General features: G+C 60.5%; 8 protein-coding genes. All 8 read right to left on the bottom strand.

What is annotated here, in order from left to right; all coding sequences use genetic code 11:
- Positions 1-725 precede the first annotated feature (725 nt).
- Positions 726-3,350, bottom strand: a complete 2,625-nt coding sequence (locus tag AC2D8U_RS13930) for a glycoside hydrolase family 3 C-terminal domain-containing protein (RefSeq protein WP_484619675.1) — start codon at positions 3,348-3,350, stop codon at positions 726-728.
- A gap of 74 nt (positions 3,351-3,424) precedes the next feature.
- Complete coding sequence (locus AC2D8U_RS13935) at positions 3,425-6,052, bottom strand: glycoside hydrolase family 3 C-terminal domain-containing protein (RefSeq protein ID WP_484619676.1); 2,628 nt, start codon at positions 6,050-6,052, stop codon at positions 3,425-3,427.
- A 422-nt stretch (positions 6,053-6,474) separates the two neighbouring features.
- Positions 6,475-6,840: a hypothetical protein gene (locus AC2D8U_RS13940; RefSeq protein WP_484619677.1), complete on the bottom strand. Its 366-nt coding sequence runs from the start codon at positions 6,838-6,840 to the stop codon at positions 6,475-6,477.
- A gap of 151 nt (positions 6,841-6,991) precedes the next feature.
- On the bottom strand, positions 6,992-9,625 hold the full coding sequence (locus AC2D8U_RS13945; protein WP_484619678.1) for a glycoside hydrolase family 3 C-terminal domain-containing protein: 2,634 nt from the start codon (positions 9,623-9,625) through the stop codon (positions 6,992-6,994).
- Positions 9,626-9,772: 147 nt separating this feature from the next.
- Entirely contained in the window at positions 9,773-12,403 is a 2,631-nt protein-coding gene (locus AC2D8U_RS13950) for a glycoside hydrolase family 3 C-terminal domain-containing protein (protein WP_484619679.1), read from the bottom strand.
- A 558-nt stretch (positions 12,404-12,961) separates the two neighbouring features.
- A complete protein-coding gene (locus AC2D8U_RS13955; protein WP_484619680.1) occupies positions 12,962-15,589 on the bottom strand; it encodes a glycoside hydrolase family 3 C-terminal domain-containing protein in 2,628 nt (875 codons plus the stop codon).
- A 195-nt stretch (positions 15,590-15,784) separates the two neighbouring features.
- On the bottom strand, positions 15,785-16,522 hold the full coding sequence (locus AC2D8U_RS13960) for a TSUP family transporter (protein ID WP_484619681.1): 738 nt from the start codon (positions 16,520-16,522) through the stop codon (positions 15,785-15,787).
- A gap of 62 nt (positions 16,523-16,584) precedes the next feature.
- Positions 16,585-16,905, bottom strand: a complete 321-nt coding sequence (gene metJ, locus AC2D8U_RS13965; protein WP_484619682.1) for a met regulon transcriptional regulator MetJ — start codon at positions 16,903-16,905, stop codon at positions 16,585-16,587.
- Positions 16,906-16,967 lie beyond the last annotated feature (62 nt).

Consider the following 16,967-nt stretch of genomic DNA (forward strand, 5'->3'; position numbering starts at 1 on the left):
ATCATCTATTTATTGTGTGCTCATCCATTTTCAACCCGTGTTGAGTGAAAGTGAGAGGCCAATACATGAAATGTTATTCATTTCGATGGGCGGGGAATTTGCCGGCGATAGGTGCTTTTAAATGAGAGGCTTACTACTTAGTGGTGGCAACAGGGTGGCCCTGTTGACTCCTTTGGAAAGCAAAGCGGAGAGGCTTTGAGGGAGAGGGCCATGCCCCTTCAGGCAAAGCTCGACCATAAATGGAGGCCCCATCCTTACGGCTCGGCTTCAAGATCCCCGGCAGGGGCCGATGGACGTGATCAGAGGCGGGGTGCTCACCCATCAAACTTCAGGTTATGGCCCCGCAGCGTACCGGGTTTCGTACATAATCCGGGTATTGCCCGGCGGACCGGTAGCATTCTGGACGCTTTGACGCTTTGACGCTTTGACGCTTTGACGCTTTGACGCTTTGACGCTTTGACGCTTTGACGATTTCCGGCGCGCTCTGTCCCCTCGAGAGGGCCATAACAGAGACGTCAGTCCGTTGGGTAGCATTTCGTGATCTGAGAGGGTTTGGACAGAAAGGGAGAACTGCCCCTGACGGGGCTTTGGTGGCAAAGGCTTACCATCCGTTGCCTTGCTGCCCTAACAGGTAGGTAGATGAAGTGCCTGCGGATCCCGTGAAGACACGAGCCGGTCTCATAAAAAAGGCTCCCGAGGGAGCCTTGTTCTTAACGCGGTGAGCTTTAGCGGATCTGAACCGCAGCGCTCAGCGGAGTGTTGTCCGAGGCGTTACCTACGCGGATCTCATAGCGATCCCCCAGGGCCCAGTCTTGGGTCTTCTCGTCCCAGTAGGCCAGCTCGGCCACGTCGATGGAGAGCTTGACGGTCTCGGACTTACCGGCTTTCACGCTAATACGCTCGAAGGCCTTGAGGCGCTGCTTGGGCTTGTCGCTGCGGTCGAACTTGTCCACGACATAGACCTGAACCACTTCGTCGCCGTCCACTTTGCCTGTGTTCTTGACGCGAACGCTCAGCTCGATGGTGCCGTCGGCTTTCACCTTCTTGGACTTGAGTTTGAGCTTGTCCATCTTAAAGTCGGTGTAGCTCAGGCCGTGGCCGAAGGCCCACAGCGGCTCTTTGTCGAAGTACCAGTAGCTGCGGCCCTTGGTGATGTCGTAATCGTCGAAGGCGGGCAGATCTTTCCAGTTGCGCGGGAAGGTCAGAGGCAGTTTGCCGCTGGGGTTGTTGTAGCCAAACAGGGTGTTGGCGATCGCTTCCCCACCGCGTTCACCCGGGTACCAGGATTGCAGTACCGCCGGGATCCGGTTTTTCAGGAAGGGACTTTCGATGGCGGAGCCGGACTGCAGTACCACGATGGTGTTGGGGTTGGCGTTGATCACGCCGCGCAGCATGTCGGTTTGCTCGCTGGGCAGGCCCGGGGCGGAGCGGTCGACGGACTCGCGCTCGAACTGGGTGGACAGGCCCATGATGGCGATCACCGCATCGGCCTTCTTGGCCACCTCCAGCTCGCCGCCTTCAAACTGGTTCTCTTCCAGCGGCAGGCGCCAGTCGAAACTGAGCTGATGCTCGCCGGCCCGGATCGGGCGACCGGAGAGCAGCTCCAGGGTGTAGCTTTGGTTGGCTTCAAACTGGAAGTCCGCCACGTGCTCCTGTTCGTAGGAGCGGCCGTGGGCACGCATCACCACGTTGTCATTCACCTTAAACACCGCGTTACCGCCGACGTGCTTGACCCGTAGGGTGTAGGTGCCGGCCTGAGGCGGGATCAGCGTGGTGGTGTAGCGCACGGCATAGCCTTTACCCAGGGCCTCATGGGGCGGGGTATCGGTCCAGTGCTGCTTGATGTTCGGCGTCTTGCCGATGGCGATCGGCTCACCCACCCCGTTGGAGTTGGTGTAGTACTCCGCTTGCCACACGCCCATGCCGTGATCGTCCAGCAGGGTGATGTTGCTCATGTCGATATGATCGAACCCGGCCTCGGAGCCGGTCCAGGGCACGTAAAGCACCTCGACGTCGTCGCCCAGGTAGTCACGAATGCCCTGCAGCGCAGTCACCGGATCGGTGGCGGTGCCGGAGTAGGTGCCGTAGTTGAGGCGCTCGGCGTTGGGGCCGATCACCGCGACGGTTTTCAGCGCGGACTTGTCCAGCGGCAGCAGCGGGGTGCCATCCACCGGCTTGTTCTGCAGCAGGACGATGGATTTCTCCGCCAACTCCAGGGCCAGATCCTTAAAGCTGGTCAGGGTCTCGAACGGAATATCTTTCCAGGGGGAGAGCTCCTCGGGATCGAATATGCCCAGCTTGAGGCCGACGGTCATGACGTTACGAAAGGCGCGGTCCAGCTGTGCCTGGGGCACCAGGCCCTCGTCGATCGCCTGGATCAGCTCACGACGGAAGATGGAGGTGTTGTCCAGATCCAGGGTCTGGGCGTTGAGTACGGCGGCGGCAGACTCTTTGTGGTTGGGGTAGATCCCATGACCTTCCAGGCCACCCTGGCCGTAGCCCTTGGTCAGCAGGGCGACCGAGCCGTAGTCGGCCATCACCAGGCCGTCGAAGCCCCACTCGTCACGCAGCACGTCGTTGACCAGCCACTTGTTGGTCACCGCCGGCTCGCCGTTCAAGGCGTTATAGGCGGTCATGATGATGTGGGCGTTGCCCTCCTGCACCACCTGCTTGTAGGCGGGGAAGTAGAACTCGCGCAGCTGCTTTTCGCTGATCTCGGCGCTGGTGTAGAAACGGTTGTGCTCTTCGTTGTTGGCGACAAAGTGCTTGGCGCCGGCGGCGGTTTTCAGGTACTTGGGGTGATCCCCCTGCATGCCGGTGACATAAGCGGTGGCCATGGTGCCGTTGATCAGCGGATCTTCGCCATAGGCTTCCTGGGTGCGGCCCCAGCGCGGATCCCGGGCGATGTTGATCACCGGTGACCAGAACATCAGCGGACCGGGCTGATCCACCTGATCGCGGTTGCCGTGCACGTTGGGTCCGTTGTGGTACTGGGCGCGGGCTTCATCGGAGATCGCCGAGCCCATGCGCTGCACCGCAGCCGGATCCCAGGTGGCGGCCAGGCCGATAGCCTGGGGGAACACCGTGGTGGCATGGGGTGAGGTCAGGCCATGCAGGGCCTCGCCCGGGGAGAAGGCCTTGAGGCCGAGGCGGGGAACCCCCTTGTTGAACAGGGAGATCATATGGCCCTTCTCTTCGTTGCTCAGGCGCGCCGTGATGTCATTCAGTCGGGCTTCCATTGGCAGGGTGTGATCGTAGAAAGGGATCTCGTGTGTTGCTGGAGGATGGGCGGCGAAGGCCGAGCTGCAGCACAGTGCCGTCGCAACGGCCAGGGTGGTTTTATTTATCATCGTTTAGTCTGCTTAATTGGATTTAAATCAAAATAAGAAGGCGTCGGCATCGACGCCTTCTGAGGTGTGTTGGATCACTTGACGCGAACCCGGTCGCTCAATGTGGTGTGGTCCGAGGCGTTGCCGACGCGAATTTCGTAGCGATCGCCCAGGGCCCAGTCTTTGCTCTGCTCATCCCAGTAGGCCAAGTCGGCCACATCGATGGAGAGTGTCACCGTTTCGGACTTGCCGGCCGCGACGCTGACACGCTGGAAGGCTTTGAGGCGCTGCTTGGGCTTGTCGGCGCGGTCGAACAGGTCGTGTACGTAGACCTGCACCACTTCGTCGCCATCACGCTTGCCGGTGTTCTTCACGCGCACGCTCAGGTCGATGGTGCCGTCGGCTTTGACCTTGTTGGACTTGAGCTTGAGCTTGTCCAACTTGAACTCGGTGTAGCTCAGGCCGTGACCGAAGGCCCACAGCGGCGCTTTGTCGAAGTGCATGTAGGTGCGACCCTGGGTGATGTCGTAGTCGTTGAAGGGCGGCAGATCATCCCAGCTCTTGACCCAGGTCAGCGGCAGCTTGCCGCCGGGGTTGTTGTCGCCGAACAGGGTGTTGGCGATGGCGTGGCCCCCCTGCTCACCCGGATACCAGGATTGCAGGATGGCGGGCACATTCTCCTTGAGCCAGGGGCTCTCGATGGAGGAGCCCGACTGCAGCACCACCACGGTGTTGGGGTTGGCTTTGAGCACTTCGGCCAGCATCTCTTCCTGGCCCGGTGGCAGACCCTCCACGGTACGGTCGTAGGCTTCACGCTCGTACTTAACGGAGATCCCCATCACGGCGATCACCGCATCGGCCTGTTTGGCCACCTCAATTTCGCCCCCTTCAAAGGTGTCATCCTGTTTCGGCAACTGCCAGCCGAAGCGGATCCGGTGCTTGCCCTCGTTGGTGTTGCGCATGGTCACCACTTCGAGCTCATAGGTCTGGTTGGCTTCCAGGCGGACCGGGCGGATCTCGCGGTGATCCGTGTCTTTTTGGTGATGCGCATCGATCACTGATACACCATTGACCGACACTTTCACCTCGGTGCCGTGATACTCGGCGCCGAAGGTGTAGTCGCCGCCGATGGAGGGCACGATCTGAGTGGTGTAGCGGGCGGCGTAGTGACGGCCCTGCTGCGCTTCGTGGGGATAGGTATCGAGCCAGTCGAAGTTGATGTCGGCAACATTGTCGCTGGCGATGGGCTGGCCGGCGGCCTTGCCGTTGTTGTAGTACTCGGCGCGCCAAACACCTAGCCCCTGGTTGTCCAGCAGGACGATGTTGTCCATGGGCACGGTCTGCAGCGCGTCTTCGTTCTCGGCCCAGGGCACGTACAGCACCTCGACGTCATCGCCCAGGTAGTCACGGATCCCTTGCAGCGGCGAGACCGGATCTTTCGGGTTGCCGGAGTAGGTGCCGAAGTTGACCATGTCGGCGTTGGGGCCGATCACCGCCACGGTCTTGATGGCGGACTTGTCCAGCGGCAGCAGGGGCTGCTTGGCCACCGGCTCGTTTTGCAGCAGCACCATCCCCTTCTCGGCGGCTTCCAACGCGACGGCTTTGTGGGCGTCGCTGGCCATGATCTCAAACGGTAGATCCTTCCATGGGCTCAGCTCTTCCGGATCCCACATGCCCAGCTGCAGGCTCACCCGCATGGTGTTCTTAAAGGCGCGGTCGAACTTCTCCTGGGGCACCAGGCCCTCTTCGATCGCCTTGACCAGATCGGTGCGGAACAGCGAGGTGTTGTCGAAGTCCAGGGTCTCGGCGTTCATCACCGCGGCGGCGGCGTCCTGGTAGGTGTCGTAGATCTCGTGGCCCTTGTAGCCACGCTCACCCCAGCCCTTGCGGGTCATCATCACCGAGCCGTAGTCGCCCAGCACGAAGCCGTCGAAGCCCCATTCGCCGCGCAGGACATCTTTCACCAGCCAGGTGTTGGTCACCGCCGGCTCGCCGTTGAGGGCGTTGTAGGCGGTCATGATGATCTTGGCATCCGCCTCCTGTACCACCTGCTTGTAGGCGGGGAAGTAGTACTCGCGCAGCTGCTTCTCTGAGATATCGGCGTTGCCGTTGAAGCGGTTGTGCTCTTCATTGTTGGCGACGAAGTGCTTGGCACCGGCGGCGGTCTTCAGATACTTGGGATGGTCGCCCTGCAGGCCCTGCACATAAGCGGTGGCCTTGACGCCGTTGAGCAGCGGATCTTCACCATAGGCTTCCTGGGTGCGGCCCCAGCGTGGATCCCGGGCGATGTTGATCACCGGTGACCAGAACATCAGCGGGCCTTTGCGGCCGCGGGGCATCACTGGGCCATGGTGGTACTGGGCGCGGGCTTCATCGGAGACGATGTCGCCGATCCGCTTCATCAGCTTGGGATCCCACATGGAGGCCAGCATGGTGGATTGGGGGAAGACGGTGGCGACGTTATGACGCGGTGAGGCCAGGCCATGCAGGGCTTCGCCGGGCTCGAACGCCAGCATGCCCATGCGCGGCACCCCTTTGTTCCACAGGGTCAGCATGTGGCCCTTCTCCTCGTTAGTGAGACGGGCGGTGATGTCATCCAGACGCGCTTCGATGGGCAGGGTGTGATCGAAGAAGGGGATGTCGGGCTGATTGTCGGAGACATTGGCCCAGGCCGGTGCCATCAGCAGTGCCGCACTGATCGCCGTCGCTAACTGAGATTTCATTGTGGTTTCCTTTCAAGATCTCTTGGGAGAGATGATCTGAACATGCTGGCTCAGGAGACCTTTTTATTATCGTTTTGTACTCGTTTCACTGATCTGTGGCCGTAAGCCGGATCTGCTCTTGCATTGTTATCGCTAACAGGGTGCGTTATTGAAGCACTAATTTGAAATAATTTGGGTAAAAAGTCGCGAAAATTTGGCTTTTTTTACAGACTGGGCCTGGGTTCATGAATCCGGTTTGTGAGCCCGGTTTGGTGTGGGTGCTCGAGGCGCTTGAGGAGGGGGGAAGGCCTCGAAGCTTTGGCGGGTGCACGAGGCTGCCTGCGCGCGTCAGTTCCTTGGAATCAGGGGGCTGCCTGCGCGGTGCTCGAATTCATTTCGACCACGCCAGGGGCGGATTTGGCGCTGAACAGGCGCTGCAAACCTTAAGGCCGCAGTACCTGGCTTTGTGGTGAACAGCGCGGGGCGGCCACCTTGACGAGGGTCGGGCTCGGTGAGACCCCGTTTTCCTTGAAGGCTTCGATGCCGAAGTCATAGTCTTGCTCGCAGCGAAGGGCTTCGCCGGGGCTGATGGCTTGACTCAACCTTGGAGCCCCCTGATGAAGCAAGGAGATCATATGCCCTTGCTCTTCGTTGCTCAGGCGTGCCGCGATGTCGTCCAGTTGTGCATCGAGGGGCAGGGTGTGATCGCAGAAGGGGATATCGTCTGGGGCAACCGCCTTGATGGGAGTGGCGGCAACGAGGGGGCCAAACCGTGCCATGGAAACCGCCATGCGGGCACTTCTTATCATTGTCTTTTTCGGTTTTGATATCACCACTCGAGTGAGCGTCGGGGCGGGGATCCGGGTGAAACCTGGGGGGGCAGGATCGCATTGGTGAGCGGAAGGGTTGGCGAAATGCAAACAAGGCGCCCGATGGGCGCCTTGTGTCATGTGTTTTGCGTCACTTCACGCGAACCGTGGCGCTCAGGGTGGTGTTGTCCGAGGCGTTACCGACCCGAATTTCGTAGCGATCGCCCAGGGCCCAGTCTTGGGTCTGCTCATCCCAGTAGGCCAAGTCGGCCACGTCGATGGAGAGCTTAATGGTCTCGGACTTGCCGGCGGCAACGCTGACGCGCTCGAAGGCCTTGAGGCGCTGCTTGGGCTTGTCGCTGCGGTCGAACTTGTCGTGTACGTACACCTGCACCACTTCGGCGCCATCACGCTGGCCTGTGTTCTTCACGCGCACGCTCAGCTCGATGGTGCCGTCGGCTTTCACCTTGTTGGACTGCAGCTTGAGCTTGTCCATCTTAAAGTCGGTGTAGCTCAGGCCGTGGCCGAAGGCCCACAGTGGCGCCTTGTCGAAGTACCAGTAGCTGCGCCCCTTGGTGATGTCGTAATCGCCAAACGGCGGCAGATCGTCCCAGCTTTTGACGAAGGTCAGCGGCAGTTTACCGCCGGGGTTGTTGTCGCCAAACAGGGTGTTGGCGATGGCGTTACCGCCCTGCTCACCCGGGTACCAGGATTGCAGGATGGCGGGGATGTTGTCCTTGAGCCAGGGGCTTTCGATGGCGGAGCCGGACTGCAGCACCACGACGGTGTTGGGGTTGGCGGCCTTTACGCTGCGCAGCATGCTGATCTGCTCGCTGGGCAGACCGGGAGCGGAGCGGTCGACGGACTCGCGCTCGAACTGGGTGGACAGGCCCATGATGGCGATCACCATATCGGCTTGTTGGGCCGCCTGCAGCTCACCGCCGTCAAACGGGCTCTCCTCCAGCGGCAGGCGCCAGTCGAAGCGAAGTTGGTGATCCCCTTTCTTGGCTGCCGGCCGGTTGGAAAGCAGCTCCAGGGTGTAGCTCTGGTTGGCGTCAAACGGGTAGTCGGTGACATGCTCCTGGGCGTGGTTGGGGCCGTGGGAGCGCAGCACCACTTGGTCGTTCACTTTCAGCACGGCGTTGCTGCCACTGTGTTGGAGCCTGAGGGTGTAGGTGCCAGCCTGGGGCGGAATGAGGGTGGTGGTGTAGCGCACGGCATAACCTTTACCCAGGGCCTCATGGGGGGAGACGCCATCCCAGTGCTGATCGATGTTGGCCACTGTGCCGACGGCCACGGGCGCGCCCTGACCGCTGGGTCTTTGGTAGTACTCGGCCCGCCATACGCCCATGCCGTGATCGTCCAGCAGGGTGATGTTGCTCATGTTGATATGATCGAACCCGGCCTCGGTGCCGGTCCAGGGCACGTACAGCACTTCGACGTCGTCGTCCAGGTAGTCACGAATGCCCTGCAGCGCAGTAACCGGATCGGTGGCGGTGCCGGAGTAGGTGCCGTAGTTGAGGCGCTCGGCGTTGGGGCCGATCACCGCGACGGTTTTCAGCGCGGACTTGTCCAGCGGCAGCAGCGGGGTGCCATCCACCGGCTTGTTCTGCAGCAGAACGATGGACTTTTCGGCCAGCTCCAGGGCCAGATCCTTGAAGCTGGTCAGGGTGTCAAACGGCAGATCCTTCCAGGGGGAGAGCGCCTCGGGATCGAACATGCCCAGCTTGAGGCCGACGGTCATCACGTTACGAAAGGCGCGGTCCAGTTGCGCCTGTGGCACCAGGCCCTGATCGATCGCCTGGATCAGCTCGTGGCGGAAGAGGGAGGTGTTGTCCATGTCCAGCGTCTGGGCATTGAAGACGGCCGCCACCGACGCCTTATGGTTGGGATAGATCCCGTGTCCTTCTGCCCCGCCGGGCCCAAAGCCCTGAGTCAGCAGGGAGACTGAGCCGTAGTCGGCCATCACCAGGCCGTCGAAGCCCCATTCGCCACGCAGCACGTCGTTGACCAGCCACTTGTTGGTCACCGCCGGTTCGCCGTTGAGGGCGTTATAGGCGGTCATGATGATCTGGGCGTTGCCCTCCTGCACCACCTGCTTGTAGGCGGGGAAGTAGAACTCGCGCAGCTGCTTTTCGCTGATCTCGGCGCTGGTGTAGAAACGGTTGTGCTCTTCGTTGTTGGCGACAAAGTGCTTGGCGCCGGCGGCGGTCTTCAGGTACTTGGGGTGATCCCCCTGCATGCCGGTGACATAGGCGGTGGCCATGGTGCCGTTGATCAGCGGATCTTCGCCGTACGCTTCCTGGGTACGGCCCCAGCGCGGATCCCGGGCGATGTTGATCACCGGCGACCAGAACATCAGCGGACCGGGCTGATCCAACTGATCTCGAACGCCGTGATTGCGCGGCCCATTGTGGTACTGGGCGCGGGCCTCGTCGGAGATCGCCGAGCCCATGCGCTGCACCGCAGCCGGATCCCAGGTGGCCGCCAGGCCGATGGACTGGGGGAAGACGGTGGTGGCATTGGGGGAGGTGAGCCCATGCAGGGCTTCGCCGGGGCTGAAGGCTTTCAGGCCCAACCTTGGAACCCCGTGGTTAAACAGGGAGATCATATGCCCTTTCTCTTCGTTGCTCAGGCGTGCCGTGATGTCGTCCAGTCGGGCTTCCATTGGCAGGGCGTGATCGTAGAAGGGGATATCGTAGGGGGCGGTCGTCTTGATGGGAATGGCGGCAACGAGCGGGCAAAACAGTGCCATGGAAACCGCCAGGCGGGTACTTCTTATCATTGTTTTTCTCAGTGTTGATATCACCACTCGAGTGAGGGTCGGGGCGGTGATCCGGGTGAAACCTGGGTGGCCAGGATCGCATTGGTGAGCGGAAGGGTTGGCGAATGCAAACAAGGCGCCCGAGGGGCGCCTTGTGTCGGTTCGGGATCACTTCACACGAATGGTCTCGGTGAGCTTGATGTTGTCCGAGGCGTTGCCGACGCGGATCTCATAGCGATCGCCCAGGGCCCAGTCCTTGGCCTTCTCATCCCAGTAGGCCAGATCGGCCACGTCAATGGAGAGCGTGACGGTTTCAGACTTACCGGCTTTCACGCTGACACGCTCGAACGCCTTCAGACGCTGCTTCGGCTTGTCGCTGCGGTCGAACTTATCGGTGACGTAGACCTGAACCACTTCGTCGCCATCGCGCTTGCCTGTGTTCTTCACGCGCACGCTCAAGTCGATGGTGCCGTCGGCTTTCACCTTCTTGGACTTAATCTTGAGCTTGTCCATCTTGAAGTCGGTGTAGCTCAGGCCGTGACCGAAGGCGAACAATGGCTCCTTGTCGAAGTACCAGTAGCTGCGACCCTTGGTCAGATCGTAGTCGTTGAACGGCGGCAGATCGTCCCAGCTCTTGACCCAGGTCAGCGGCAGTTTGCCGCCGGGGTTGTTGTCGCCGAACAGGGTGTTGGCGATGGCGTTGCCGCCCTGCTCACCCGGGTACCAGGCTTGCAGGATGGCCGGCACATTGTCCTTGAGCCAGGGGCTCTCGATGGAGGAGCCGGACTGCATCACCACCACGGTGTTGGGGTTGGCTTTCACCACGCTTTGCAGCATCTCGGTTTGCGCCGTTGGCAGGCCCTCGAAGGCACGGTCGATGGACTCACGCTCGTACGCCACGGAAATGCCCATGACGGCGATCACCGCATCGGCCTTCTTGGCCACCTCCAGCTCACCGCCTTCAAACTGGCTCGCCTCTTGTGGCAGCTGCCAGCCAAAGCGCAGCGCGTGCTCTGGGGCATCGGCACGGCGCATGGAGATCACGGTGAACTCGTAGGTCTGGGTGGCGTCCAGTTCGATCTGCTTGGTAAAGCGGGTCATCTCCGGGTTTTCGCCGTGGTCGCGGATCAGTGGCGCACCGTTGACCTGAACCACGATGTCGCCACCCATGTGCTCAATGCCCAGGGTGTAGAGACCGCTTTGTGGCGGCACCACGTTGGTCTTGTAGGTGACGGAGTAACGCTCACGCTCGATCGCTTCGTGTGGCTTGTCATCGGTCCAGCTGAAGTCGATGTGGGCGACGTTATCACGGCCGTCCGCTTGACCACGGGCCATCTGATCGTTGTGGTAGAAGGCACGCCAGATCCCCATGCCCTGGTTATCCAGGGTGGTGATGTTGTCCATCGGAATATGGGTCAGTTCGTCCTCGGTGGTGGACCAAGGCACGTACAGCACCTCGACGTCATCGCCCAGGTAGTCACGAATGCCCTGCAGCGGGGTGACCGGATCGGTGGCGGTGCCCGAGTAGGTGCCGTAGTTGAGGACATCGGCGTTGGGGCCGATCACCGCCACGGTTTTCAGCGCAGACTTGTCCAGGGGCAGCAGTGGGGTGCCGTTCACCGGCTCGTTCTGCAGCAGCACCATGGACTTCTCGGCCAGCTCCAGGGCCAACTCTTTGTGGCTGGTCAGCAGGGAGAAGGGCAGATCTTTCCATGGAGAGAGCTCTTCGGGATCGAACATGCCCAGCTGCAGGCCGACCCGCATGGTGTTGCGGAAGGCGCGGTCCAGGCTCTCGCTCTCGGCCTTGCCCTGTTTGATGGCCTTGATCGCTTCGTTGCGGAAGATCCGGGTGTTGTCGAAGTCCAGGGTTTCGGCGTTCAGTACCGCCGCAGCCGCTTCAACGTAGTTTTCGTAGATCTCATGGCCGGTAAAGCCACGCTCGCCCCAGCCCTTGGTGGTCATCAGGATGGAGCCGTAATCGCCCAGCACGAAGCCGTCGAAGCCCCACTCGCCGCGCAGCACGTCTTTGACCAACCATTTGTTGTTCACCGCAGGCACGCCATTGAGGGCGTTATAGGCGGTCATGACGATCTTGGCATTGCCCTCTTCCACCGCCTGCTTGTAGGCGGGGAAGTAGTACTCGCGCAGCTGCTTCTCGGAGATATCAGCGTTGCCGTTAAAGCGGTTGTGCTCTTCGTTGTTGGCGACGAAGTGCTTGGGACCGGCGGCGGTTTTCAGGTACTTGGGGTGGTCGCCCTGCATGCCCTGAATGTAGGCGGTGGCCATGGTGCCGTTGATCAGCGGATCTTCACCATAGGCTTCCTGGGTCCGGCCCCAGCGCGGATCCCGGGCGATGTTGATCACCGGTGACCAGAAGGTCAGTGGGCCCTTGCGGCCACGCTGCAGGATGGGGCCGTTGTGGTACTGGGCACGGGCCTCGTCGGAGATGGCGTCACCCATGCGCTTCATCGCCTCGGGATCCCACATGGAGGCCAGACCGATGGACTGAGGGAAGACGGTGGCGGCGTTATCCCGCGGGGCGGACAGGCCGTGCAGGGCTTCACCGCCCATGTAGACCTTCAGGCCCAGACGTGGCACGCCTGGGTTCCAGATGGTGATCATATGCCCCTTCTCTTCGTCGGTCAGGCGCGCGGACAGATCGTCCAGGCGCTCTTCGATGGAGAGGGTGTGATCATAAAAGGGGATATCGTACTGGGCGATCTCGGCGGCGGGCATGCCGGCAAAGACCGGGCTGCACAGCAGCGCCGCAGAAACGGCCAGGGCGGTTCTTTTTATCATTGTTGTTTCCTATGTGTTTGAGCCATATCCGAGGGAACACCGGACACAGGTTCAGGAGCTAAAGGCGTTGTTGGCGTCTGGTCCGCACGGTTTCGCCTGCGACCGGATGGCCACAGGGCGCCATGAACGGCGCCCTGTGGGGGAGAGGAGAGTTGAGCGGAAGCGAGCATCACACGCGGGCTATTACCTGAGGCCTTAACCAAGGGGCGCTGGCCACAGATGCGGGCCTTACCGACAGCCTTGTTTCCCCCAGTAGGGGCAAGGGGAGAGAGGGCGAAGCCCGCATCTGTGGTGGGGCTCAAAGGCGTTGTCATTGCTGGATTGGCCCACATGTCGTACAGGGAGCAGCCGCAGCCAAGCGGGTTTCGATCACTGGGAGCGCATCAGGTTAGCGATATCATTGCGAAGCATTTAATCATTAAGTCGGAGGGGAGAACCCTTTTGATTCAGTAAAGAATTGCAATGAAATGACAGGTTTGGTGCAGTGTGGCGAACATGGCTCAAGGCATTGACACAAAAAGGCGCCCGATTGGGCGCCCTTCGTCATTGGCTGTGCGATCACTTCACGCGAACGGTTTCGCTCAGCAGAATATTGTCCGAGGCGTTACCGACGCGGATCTCATAGCGATCCCCCAGGGCCCAGTCCTTGGTCTTCTCGTCCCAGTAGGCCAATTCGGCCACATCGATGGAGAGCTTGACGGTCTCGGACTTGCCCGCTGCAACGCTGACACGCTCGAAGGCCTTCAGTCGCTGCTTCGGCTTGTCGCTGCGGTCAAACTTGTCCACCACGTACACCTGCACTACTTCGGCGCCGTCGACTTTGCCGGTGTTCTTCACGCGAACGCTTAAGTCGATGGTGCCGTCGGCTTTGACCTTCTTGGACTTGAGCTTGAGCTTGTCCAGGGTGAAGTCGGTGTAGCTCAGGCCGTGGCCAAAGGCGAACAGCGGCTCCTTGTCGAAGTACCAGTAGCTGCGGCCCTTGGTCAGATCGTAGTCGCCGAATGGCGGCAGATCGTCCCAGCCACGCACCCAGGTCTGTGGCAGTTTGCCGCCCGGGTTGTTGTCGCCAAACAGGGTGTGGGCGATGGCGTTACCGCCCTGCTCACCCGGGTACCAGGATTGCAGGATGGCCGGGATGTTGTCCTTGAGCCAGGGGCTTTCGATGGAGGACCCGGACTGCATCACGACCACGGTGTTGGGGTTGGCTTTGACCACACTGCGCAGCATATCGGTTTGCGCGCTTGGCAGGCCTTCGAAGGCGCGGTCGATGGACTCACGCTCGTACTCGACGGACAGGCCCATCACGGCGATCACCGCATCGGCCTGTTTGGCGACGTCCACTTCGCCCCCCTCAAAGGTGCTTTGCTCCTGTGGCAGCTGCCAGCCAAAGCGCAGCTGGTGCTCTTTGACATTGGCTTTGCGCATGGAAACCACGGTGATCTCATAGGTCTGGGTGGCGTCCAGCTCGATCTCCTTGGTGGTGATCACCGGCTTGTTGGCATCGCCATGATCGCGGATCAGCGGACCGCCGTTGATGTTAATGACCACATCGGCGCCCTGATGCTCCAGACCCAGGGTGTAGAGGCCGCTTTGCGGCGGCACCACTGTGGTGGTGTAGGTGACGGAGTAGCGATCCTTGGTCAGGCCCTTGTGGGGCTTGTCGTCGCTCCAGCTGAAGTCGATGTGGGCGACGTTTTCACGACCGGCGACTTTGCCACGGGCCATCTGATCGTCATGGTAGATGGCACGCCATACTCCCAGGCCCTGGTTATCCAGGGTGGTGATGTTGTCCATCGGGATGTGGCTGAGCTCGTCCTGACCCTCGGACCAGGGCACGTACAGCACCTCGACATCATCGCCCAGGTAGTCACGAATGCCCTGCAGCGGGGTCACGGGATTGGTGGCGGTTCCGGAGTAGGTACCGTAGTTCAGTACATCGGCGTTGGGGCCGATCACCGCCACGGTTTTCAGCGCCGACTTGTCCAGCGGCAGCAGCGGCGTGCCGTTCACTGGCTCGTTCTGCAGCAGTACCATGGACTTTTCGGCCAGCTCCAGGGCCAGATCCTTAAAGCTGGTCATGGTCTCGAACGGCAGGTCTTTCCACGGAGACAGCTCTGCCGGATCGAACATGCCCAGCTGCAGGCCCACCCGCATGGTGTTGCGGAAGGCGCGGTCCAGCTGTGCGGAGCTGGTCTTGCCCTGCTTGATGGCGGTCATCGCTTCACGGCGGAATACGCGGGTGTTATCGAAGTCCAGGGTCTCGGCGTTCAGTACCGCGGCGGTGGCTTCGACGTAGTTGTCGTAGATCTCGTGGCCGGTAAAGCCACGCTCAGCCCAGCCCTTGGTGGTCATCAGGATGGAGCCGTAATCGCCCAGCACGAAGCCGTCGAAGCCCCACTCGCCGCGCAATACGTCCTTCACCAGCCAGGTGTTGGTGACCGCCGGCTCGCCATTGAGGCTGTTGTAGGCGGTCATGATGATCTTGGCGTCGCCGTCCTGTACCACCTGTTTGTAGGCGGGGAAGTAGTATTCACGCAGCTGCTTCTCGGAGATATCGGCGTTGCCGTTGAAGCGGTTGTGCTCTTCGTTGTTGGCGACGAAGTGCTTGGCACCGGCGGCCACTTTCAGATATTTCGGATGGTCGCCCTGCAGACCCTGCACATAGGCGGTGGCAAAGGTGCCGTTGATCAGCGGATCTTCGCCGTAGGCTTCCTGGTTCCGGCCCCAGCGGGGATCGCGGCCGATGTTGATCACCGGTGACCAGAAGGTCAGCGGGCCACTGCGGCCCCAGGCCAGCTCCGGGCCATTGTGGTACTGGGCGCGGGCTTCGTCGGAGACCGCATCCCCCATGCGCTTCATCGCGGCCGGATCCCAGGTGGCGGCCAGGCCGATGGACTGGGGGAACACGGTGGCGGCGTTAGCGCGGGGCGATGCCAGGCCGTGCAGGGCTTCGCCGGGCATGAAGGATTTCAACCCCAGGCGCGGCACGCCTTTGTTCCAAAGGGTGATCATGTGGCCCTTCTCCTCGTCGGTCAGACGCTTGGAGAGGTCGTCCAGGCGCGCTTCGATGGAGAGGGTGTGATCGTAGAAGGGGATGTCGTACTGGGCGATCTCTTCGGCCGACATGGCGGCCATGACGCTGGTTGAAGCAAGTGCTAGAGAGATGGCAAGGCTTATTTTCTTCATTATATACCCGTCAGTTGACACTGATACTTGGCTATTGGGATAGCGTTAACAATGTTGTAATTCCTGAATCAGGATTTAGGAGAAACGACAGTCCTGCAAGTGAAGAAGCGCTTTACCAGGAGGTATTGTGAAGTAGGTCTCATGACGGTTTGAGGCCTGGGTGATGAATGACACTTAGTTACAACACATTGAGGTTTAGAACAATTGTACGAGGGATTGAGCAACCAGCATGGCCCCAGCGCAGAAACACAATAATAGGGTTGTCTGCTTCAATTGCGCCGGGTCGATGCGAACGACCAGTTTATCCCCCAGCCAGAACCCCGCGAGAGCAGGGGGGATCAGCAACGCCCCCCGAGCGAGATCAGCCCAGCCAAACTGGCCAGCGAGTGCCAGGATCAGCAGGGAGAGGGCGGCGCTGAAGACAAAGAAGCCTGACAGGGTATGACGCATCTGGGCGGCGGACTGGTTATTGTTGAGCAGCAGCGCCATTGGAGGACCGCCGATGGCGGAGATGGCGGCGAAGATCCCGGAAACCAACCCGGCACCAAACAGGTTTATTCGGGTCAGGGGGAGGCTGAATTTGGCCAGAGTAAGCAGCACTGCGGTCAACACGATCAGGCCAATGCCGAGTCCCAGCCACTGAGCCGAGGCCGCGACCAATAACCAGGTGCCGAGTATGCCGCCGGGAATTCGGCCGATCAGGGCGGGAGTCAAGATCCCCATCTCCAGTTTGAGGCCGATGCGTCTCAGGGTGAACAGGGAGATCATCAGGCCCATCATGATGATGGGACCGGGCACCCATTCCGGGTTGATAAAGTACAACAGCGGAGTCACCACGACCGCCAAGCCAAATCCGATGGCGCTCTGTACGATGGCACCAGTCAGAACAATCAGCCAGACCAGGGGCAGTTCGAAGGAGAGGAGGGAGGCCATAATATTCGCTTTTTAGAGACAAAAAAGCCTGCATTGGCAGGCCTTTTTACAACAAATCGGATTCACTCTTCGAGTTGTTCCGGGTCGATCCCCAGGGCGGCCATGATGTCGCGGGCGGCCGCCGGAACGCTGTCCGGCTTGTCTTTGCGCAGATCGTCATCCGCAGGCAAGGGTTGGCCGGTGTAAGCGTGGAGGAAGGCTTCACATAGCAGTTCACTGTTGGTGGCATGGCGCAAATTATTGACCTGCCGGCGAGTGCGCTCATCGGTGAGGATCTTCAGCACTTTGAGCGGGATGGATACAGTGATCTTCTTGACCTGCTCATTTTTTTTGCCGTGTTCCGCGTACGGACTGATGTAGTCGCCGTTCCACTCGATACTCATCGATGCACCTATAAGTCTTGATAACGGTTGCAATTTTAAACCCATGTCCGAGAGAGTCAAAT

Source organism: Ferrimonas sp. YIN67, from assembly GCF_057219095.1.

Bases quoted from the DNA above. Each gene is read 5' to 3' on its own strand.
- AC2D8U_RS13930 (WP_484619675.1), bottom strand. From the start codon at position 3,350: ATGATAAATAAAACCACCCTGGCCGTTGCGACGGCACTGTGCTGCAGC.
- AC2D8U_RS13935 (WP_484619676.1), bottom strand. From the start codon at position 6,052: ATGAAATCTCAGTTAGCGACGGCGATCAGTGCGGCACTGCTGATGGCA.
- AC2D8U_RS13940 (WP_484619677.1), bottom strand. From the start codon at position 6,840: ATGATAAGAAGTGCCCGCATGGCGGTTTCCATGGCACGGTTTGGCCCC.
- AC2D8U_RS13945 (WP_484619678.1), bottom strand. From the start codon at position 9,625: ATGATAAGAAGTACCCGCCTGGCGGTTTCCATGGCACTGTTTTGCCCG.
- AC2D8U_RS13950 (WP_484619679.1), bottom strand. From the start codon at position 12,403: ATGATAAAAAGAACCGCCCTGGCCGTTTCTGCGGCGCTGCTGTGCAGC.
- AC2D8U_RS13955 (WP_484619680.1), bottom strand. From the start codon at position 15,589: ATGAAGAAAATAAGCCTTGCCATCTCTCTAGCACTTGCTTCAACCAGC.
- AC2D8U_RS13960 (WP_484619681.1), bottom strand. From the start codon at position 16,522: ATGGCCTCCCTCCTCTCCTTCGAACTGCCCCTGGTCTGGCTGATTGTT.
- metJ (WP_484619682.1), bottom strand. From the start codon at position 16,905: ATGAGTATCGAGTGGAACGGCGACTACATCAGTCCGTACGCGGAACAC.